6 protein-coding genes are annotated in these 7,251 nt (G+C 73.7%); 4 read left to right on the forward strand and 2 right to left on the reverse strand.

Annotated features, from left to right (window positions below):
* Both ACFV61_RS23085 and rsmH read right to left on the reverse strand, forming a co-directional pair.
* A partial coding sequence (locus ACFV61_RS23085; RefSeq protein ID WP_380493651.1) for a septum formation initiator family protein occupies positions 1–573 on the reverse strand: 573 nt, incomplete at its 3' end.
* Between the two features lie 133 nt (positions 574–706).
* Entirely contained in the window at positions 707–1,681 is a 975-nt protein-coding gene (gene rsmH, locus ACFV61_RS23090; protein ID WP_063347242.1) for a 16S rRNA (cytosine(1402)-N(4))-methyltransferase RsmH, read from the reverse strand.
* Positions 1,682–2,244: 563 nt separating this feature from the next.
* Between rsmH and ACFV61_RS23095 the strand changes: the two genes are divergently transcribed.
* From ACFV61_RS23095 to ACFV61_RS23110, 4 genes are all read left to right on the forward strand, one after another.
* Positions 2,245–2,787, forward strand: coding sequence for a carbonic anhydrase (locus tag ACFV61_RS23095; protein ID WP_063347243.1), 543 nt, complete (start codon positions 2,245–2,247; stop codon positions 2,785–2,787).
* Between the two features lie 373 nt (positions 2,788–3,160).
* On the forward strand, positions 3,161–4,105 hold the full coding sequence (locus ACFV61_RS23100; protein ID WP_244293604.1) for a MoxR family ATPase: 945 nt from the start codon (positions 3,161–3,163) through the stop codon (positions 4,103–4,105).
* Position 4,106: 1 nt separating this feature from the next.
* Positions 4,107–5,423, forward strand: a complete 1,317-nt coding sequence (locus ACFV61_RS23105; RefSeq protein ID WP_363368395.1) for a DUF58 domain-containing protein — start codon at positions 4,107–4,109, stop codon at positions 5,421–5,423.
* On the forward strand, positions 5,420–7,246 hold the full coding sequence (locus ACFV61_RS23110) for a transglutaminaseTgpA domain-containing protein (RefSeq protein WP_380493653.1): 1,827 nt from the start codon (positions 5,420–5,422) through the stop codon (positions 7,244–7,246). The genes ACFV61_RS23105 and ACFV61_RS23110 overlap by 4 nt, the downstream gene beginning before the upstream one ends.
* Positions 7,247–7,251 lie beyond the last annotated feature (5 nt).

The raw sequence follows: 7,251 nt of genomic DNA on the forward strand, positions 1-7,251 counted from the left end.
CGCGGGGGGCGGCCGCGGGGGGGGCGGGCGAGGGGGGGGGCGGGCGCCGTGTCTGCAGCCGCGTTCGTGTCGTATCAGTGCTATCGTCGACCCCCCCACAGGTCGGCCCCGCCCCCCGCCCGCGGCCGGGGAGGCCGGGTTGATCTGGACCACGGAGTCACCGGCCGTCGCCGCCGGACTCGGTGCGCCCGGGGGCGCACCCGTCGGGGCGCTCGGCGCCGGCTGCTTCATCGGCCACGGGTCGACCGTCGAACGCTTGACCGGCGGGCTGTCCTGCGCCGGTCCGGGCGTGCCGATCACCTTGCCGCCGTTCGGGACGTCCAGGAAGGCCATCCCGCCGGCCGGGACCATGCCCAGCTCGGCGGCCCGCCGGGCCAGCGCGTCCGGCGCCGAGCTCTGGTCGATCTGGTGCTGGAGGCCCTGCTTCTCGTCGGTCGCCACGGTGGTCTGCTTCTGCAGCCGGGACAGCTCGAAGGAGCCCTCGTTGAGCGCCGTGTTCAGCGCCAGCAGCCCGAGCAGCCCCGCCGCGAGCAGCACCACCACGAGCACCGCGAACGGCGTGCGGCCCCGCACCGGACGCCGCCCCGGCCGGACCGTGATCCGCGCCCTGCCCTGTCCGGGGAACGATCCCCGCCCCGCCCGGACCTCACCGGCCACCGGCCCCACTGCTCTCCTCCGCCCTTCGGACCCCGCCGGGGCCAACGTTTCAGCCCCGCTTGCTACGGTCCCTGATCCTCTCCGCCACCCGCAGCCGTACGGGCGCGGCGCGCCGGTTCTCCTCGATCTCCTCCTCCGTGGCCTGCTCGGCACCACGGGTGATCAGCTTGAGCCAGGGCTGGTGCTCCTCCGGGATGAACGGCAGCCCCGGCGGCGCGGTGTTGGTCGACCCGGCGGCGAAGTACTGCTTCACCAGCCGGTCTTCCAGCGACTGGTAGGACATCACGACCATCCGACCGCCGATCGCCAGGGCCTCCAGCGCTCCGGGGATCGCCCGGTCCAGGACCTCCAGCTCGCCGTTGACCTCGATCCGCAGCGCCTGGAACGTCCGCTTGGCCGGGTTCCCGCCGGTCCGGCGGGTCGCCGCCGGAATGGCGTTCCGCACCAACTCGACCAGACGCGCGCTGTTGGTGAACGGTTCCTTCTCCCGCTCCCGCAGGATCACCGAGGCGATCTTCCCGGCGAACCGCTCCTCGCCGTAGACCTTGAGGATCCGGGCCAGGGCACCGTGGCTGTAGGTGTTCAGCACCTCCGCCGCGCTGATCCCCCGGGTCTGGTCCATCCGCATGTCCAGCGGCGCGTCCTGCGCGTACGCGAAACCGCGATCGGCCTCGTCCAGCTGCATCGAGGAGACGCCGAGGTCGAACAGGACGCCGTCCACCCGGTCGATGTCCAGGCGCTCCAGTACCTCGGGGATCTCGTCGTAGACGGCGTGCACCAGGGTGGCCCGGTCGCCGAAGGGCGCCAGCCGCTCACCGGAGAGCTTCAGCGCCTGCGGATCGCGGTCCACCGCGACCAGCCGCACCTCGGGGAACTGGGTGAGCAGCGCCTCGCTGTGCCCGCCGAGGCCGAGGGTGGCATCCACCACCACCGCCCCGGGGCGCGAGATCGCCGGAGCCAGGGCGTCCATGCACCGCTGCAGCATGACCGGAACGTGCTTGGGGCCCGGATCGTTGGTGGTCATGCGCGGTGGCGCCCTTCCTCAGGTGCGGAGCAGCCCGACGACCGGGAGCTTCGACCATTCTCGCCCACCACTGCACGACGCGACGACGCGGCCCGTGGTCCCCGCCCGCTCCAAGGGGAAGATCGTGACCGCCCGGCGCCGGGGAAGGTGCGCCAGGTGGGCACGGAGCGGGTGGAGGCCACGGGCCGCATCGACCGGGCCACCCGGGCCGGAAAAGCCCGGTTGACGGGATCCGGCGGGTGTGCTCCACTGCGCCGCAAACTCTATCGCGCGGACCCCGCCAGTCAATGGTCCGCTCCGGCGCACCACCCGGGCGGCGGTACGGATCACCGCAGGTCGCAGCCATGGGACTGGCCCCACGGAGGTGCCGGCCGGGGGCCTGCGGGAGCGGCCGCGCGCCCCACCCGCGCACCCGCCCCGCGGGCGCTCCGGGACCAGCCCGGACAAACCCTCCCGAACGCGTGGAGCGGTCGGCCCGTTGTGGCTATGCGCTCGATCACAGCGGCCCGATCTGTAGCTCTCCTCCCCACCGCGGGCGCCCGAATCGCACTAACGTCGCCACCATGACAGTGACCCCCGACCGGCCGACGCCGACCGACGCTGCCGACTCCCCGCGACCCGCCATCATCGACCGCTTCGTCACGGACAACCGCGAGTACGCCGTGACCTTCCGGGACGGCGGGATGGACGCCCGCCCGGTCCAGAAGATCGCCGTGGTGGCGTGCATGGACGCCCGCCTCGACCTCTTCGCGGCACTCGGCCTCGAACTGGGCGACGCCCACGTCATCCGCAACGCGGGCGGCGTCGTCACCGACGACACCATCCGTTCCCTCACCATCAGTCAGCGCGCCCTCGGCACCCGCTCGGTCGCGCTGATCCACCACACCGGCTGCGGCCTGCTCGGGCTGACCGAGGACTTCCGCCGCGAGCTGGAACTGGAGGTCGGCCAGCGCCCGCAGTGGGCGGTGGAGGCCTTCGTCGACCTCGACGGCGACGTCCGCCAGTCCATGCAGCGGGTCCGCACCTCGCCCTTCCTGCTGCACACCGACGACGTCCGCGGCTTCGTCTTCGACGTCCACACCGGGCTCCTGCGCGAAATCCACTGAACCCCGTACCGCACCACCGCCCCCGCACCGTGCACCGCCCGGCCAACGGCGTCCGGGCATCCGGGGCCCTCCCGAGGGTGACTTCTGGTCACCGGTCAGGGGAGAATGCGCCTGCCGGTCAGACCCCGAACCACCTGGGGCGGCCAGGCCGCAGGCCGCTGCCCCGGCGCCGGATCCCCGACGGAACCGCCCCCGGGAAGGCCGCGTCAAGCATGGGGTGGGGTCCGGCCTCGGGGTGAGGCGGGCACAGGGTGCCAGGGAGCGTATACGGGTGACGAGCTACAGCGATCAGGCCGGTCTCGGCAGTTCTGCGGGGGGCGACCAGGGGACGGACGGGTACCACCGGGCCGGACTTCCCGAGCTCGCCGCGGTCGTGGACCGGATCCGCGCCAACATCGAGAGCGTGATCGAGGGCAAGCCGGAGGCCGTCCGGATCGCACTGACCGTCCTGCTCGCCGAGGGCCACCTGCTGCTGGAGGACGTGCCCGGCGTCGGCAAGACCATGCTGGCCAAGGCACTCGCCCGCTCGGTCGACTGCACCGTCCGCCGCATCCAGTTCACGCCCGACCTGCTGCCCTCGGACGTCACCGGCACCAACATCTACGACCAGCACCAGCGCGACTTCGAGTTCCGCCCGGGCGCGATCTTCGCGCAGATCGTGGTCGGCGACGAGATCAACCGCGCCTCGCCCAAGACCCAGTCCGCACTGCTGGAGTCGATGGAGGAGCGCCAGGTCACCATCGACGGCACCAGCTACGAGCTGCCCTCGCCGTTCATGGTCGTGGCCACCCAGAACCCGGTCGAGATGGAGGGCACCTACCCCCTGCCGGAGGCCCAGCGGGACCGCTTCATGGCCCGGATCTCGATCGGCTACCCCAGCCCCGAGGCCGAGTTCGCGATGCTCGACGTGCACTCCGGCGCCAGCCCGCTGGAGGACCTCCAGCCGGTGGCGCACGCCTCCGACATCCTCAAGCTGGTCGACCTGGTGCGCAGCGTGCACATCGCCGACCCGGTCCGCCGCTACGCCGTCGACCTGGTCGGCGCCACCCGCACCAGCCACGAACTGCGTCTGGGCGCCTCACCGCGCGCCACCCTGCACCTGGTCCGGGCCGCCCGCGCCGCCGCCGCGCTCGACGGGCGCGACTACGTCACCCCGGACGACATCCAGCGCCTGGCCGTGCCCGTCCTCGCGCACCGCCTGATGCCGACCGCCGAGACCCAGCTCAGCCGCCGCACCGCCGAGCAGATCGTGACCGACCTGGTCGCCCGGCTGCCGCTGCCGCGCCCGCAGGGCGGCCCGGCCGTCCGGAGGGGCTGAGGTGGCCCCGTCCGACCCGACGTCAGGACTGCGGGCCGGGCTGCGCGGCCTCACCACCCGGGGGCGCTCCTTCCTCGCCGCTGGCGTCACCGCGGTCGGCTGCGCCTACCTGCTCGACCAGGACGCGCTGCTGCGCGTCGGCGTGCTGCTCGCCGCGCTGCCGCTGGCCGCCGCGCTGATGGTCGCCAACACCCGCTACCGGGTGGCCAGCGGCCGCCGGCTGAGCCCGCGTCGCGCGGTGGCCGGCCAGGAGGCCCGGGTCCACCTGCGGGTCGACAACGTCTCCCGGGTGCCCACCGGGCTGCTGCTCCTGGAGGACAAGGTCCCGTACGTCCTCGGGCCGCGCCCGCGCTTCGTGCTGGACCGGGTCGAACCGCGCGGCCACCGCGAGGTCTCCTACCGGGTCCGCTCCGACCTGCGCGGCCGCTACCCGCTCGGGCCGCTCCAGCTGCGGCTGTCCGACCCGTTCGGGATGTGCGAGGTGAACCGTTCCTTCTCCGCCTCCGACGTCCTCACCGTCGTCCCCCAGGTCCAGGCCCTGCCGCACGTGCGGCTGAGCGGCGAGTGGGGCGGCCAGGGCGAGAGCCGTGCCCGCACCCTGGCGCTGGCCGGCGACGACGACGTGATCCTGCGCGAGTACCGGCCCGGCGACGACCTGCGCCGGGTGCACTGGAAGTCCACCGCCCGGTACGGCGAGCTGATGGTGCGCCGCGAGGAGCAGCCGCAGCGGGCCCGGGCGACCGTCCTGCTGGACACCCGGGAGATCGGCCACCGGGGCAGCGGCCCCGCCTCCTCCTTCGAGTGGGCCGTGAGCTGCGCCGCCTCGGTCGCCGCGCACCTGCTGGAACGCGGCTACCAGACCCAACTGCTCACCGACACCGGCCAGTGGGTGCCCGGCCCCGGCGGCGGCAACACCGCGGCCGACGCCTCCGGGCTGATCCTGGACGCGCTCGCAGTGGCCGACCTGTCCGACGGCGGCGGCCTCTCCCGCGCCGAGGAGCCACTGCGCGCCGGCGGCGAGGGACTGCTGGTCGCCGTGCTCGGCGAACTCGACGAGGCGCAGACCGCCCGGCTGGCCCGGCTGCGCAACCGCACCGGCGGGGCCGTCGCGTTCCTCCTCGACACCGGCACCTGGGCGGGCCTGCGGATGCTCGCCCCCAACACCGGCGGCGACGAGTTCCGCAACCGGGTCCGGCAGCTGCGCGAGGCCGGCTGGACCGTCCTGCCGGCCAGCTCCGGGGACTCCGTCCCGGACCTCTGGCAGGCCGCCGACGGCGCCAAGACGACCTCCCCCTACCGAGAAGAGACCGGCGCGTGACCACCCGGGCCAAACTGACCGTCTACTCGGCGCTGGCCACCGCCCTCGCGTCGCTCTGCCTGACCCCGCTGCTCACCACCAGGAGCTGGGTCACCCACGCCTTCCTGGTGATCGCGGTGATCGCGGCGGTCGGCGCGGGCCTGCGGCGGGCCCCGCTGTACCGCTGGACGGTGCCGGTCGGCCAGCTGCTGGTGCTGTTCCTGCTGATCCTGATCGGCTTCGCCGGCTCCGGCTCGCTGCTGGGCGGCGTGCTGCCCGGGCCGTCCTCGCTGCGCGCCCTCGACCACGTCGTCAGCTCCGGCCTGGACGACATCCAGGTGTACGCCATCCCGGCGCCGCCCAACCCGGGCCTGCGGCTGATCCTGGTCGCCGCGGTCGGCCTGGTCGCCGTCGTGGTGGACACCGTCGCGGTGACGTACCGGCGCTCGGCGCTGGCCGGGCTGCCGCTGCTGGCGCTGTACTCGGTCGGCAACGGGCTCTCCGGGGACCACGGCAGCTGGCTCTGGTTCGCCCTGGCGTCGGCCGGCTACCTGGTGCTGCTGTTCGCCGAGGGGCAGGACCGGGTCTCCCGCTGGGGCCGGGTCTTCCACGGCGGCTCGCGCGACTGGACGAGCTCCGGCCGGGTCAGCCCGGGCGGCCAGCAGGTCGGCGTCCTCGCACTGGTCGCGGCGCTGCTGCTGCCGGTCGTCCTGCCGCACTGGGACTCCGGCCTGCTGAGCCCCGACTCCGGCGGGTCCTCGGGCAGGAGCTCCATCGGGTCGGCCACCAGCCTCGACCCGCTGGTCAGCCTGGAGTCGGCGGTCACCAAGCCCACCAACAACGAACTGCTCACCTACACCCTGGACAGCGAAATCGCCGACCAGGTCTACCTGCGCACCGGGGCACTGGACCAGTTCGACGGCACCAACTGGCGGCTCGGCAGCACCACGGTCAACGACCTCCCGTCCTCCTTCCCCGCCCCCGAGGGCCTGCGGGACGCCAACCTCCCCCGGATCGAGGGCGACTTCCAGATCAGCGACCGGCTGGAGAAGAGCTGGCTGCCGATGCCCTATCCGGCCGCCTCCGTCCAGGTCCCCAACCGGTCCGACTGGAAGCTCGACCCGCTCACCCGCACCGTCCTGCCGACCAACGACCGGGCGATCCGCGGCCTGCGCTACCACGTCAGCGCCCTGGACCTGCGGCCCACCGCGAACGAGCTGCGCACCGCCTCGACCGCGCCGCAGGACATCCGGGACCACTACACCAGCCTCCCCCAGGACCTCCCGCCGGTCGTCGCGCAGCAGGCCCACGAGGTCACCGCCAAGGCGACGAACGACTACGACCGGGCGATGGCGCTGGTGAACTGGTTCACCGGCCCGCAGTTCCAGTACGACACCGCGGTCAACGGCGGCACCGGCAGCAACGCGATCGCGGTCTTCCTGCGCGACCGCAAGGGCTTCTGCGTCCACTTCGCCTCCACCATGGCGGCGATGGCCCGCACCCTGAAGATCCCGTCCCGGGTGGCCGTCGGCTTCACCCCCGGCGACGCCAAGGGCGGCAACGTCTACTCGGTGACCGGCCGGATGTACCACGCCTGGCCCGAGCTGTACTTCTCGGGCTACGGCTGGCTGCGCTTCGAGCCCACCCCGAGCCGCGGCAACCAGCCGCGCTACACCGAGCAGTCCACCACCGCGACCACCGCGCCGTCCCAGCAGCCGACCGCCTCCGCGCAGAGCTCGGCGCCGGGCCCGGCGCCGCCCCCCCGCACAGGCGGCGCCCCGAAGCACCGCCCGCGGGGGGGGTGGGGGGGGGCGAGCAACGGGAGTGTGTGTGTGTCAGATTAGAGGTA

Source organism: Kitasatospora sp. NPDC059817 (assembly GCF_042731835.1).
GTDB lineage: Bacteria > Actinomycetota > Actinomycetes > Streptomycetales > Streptomycetaceae > Kitasatospora.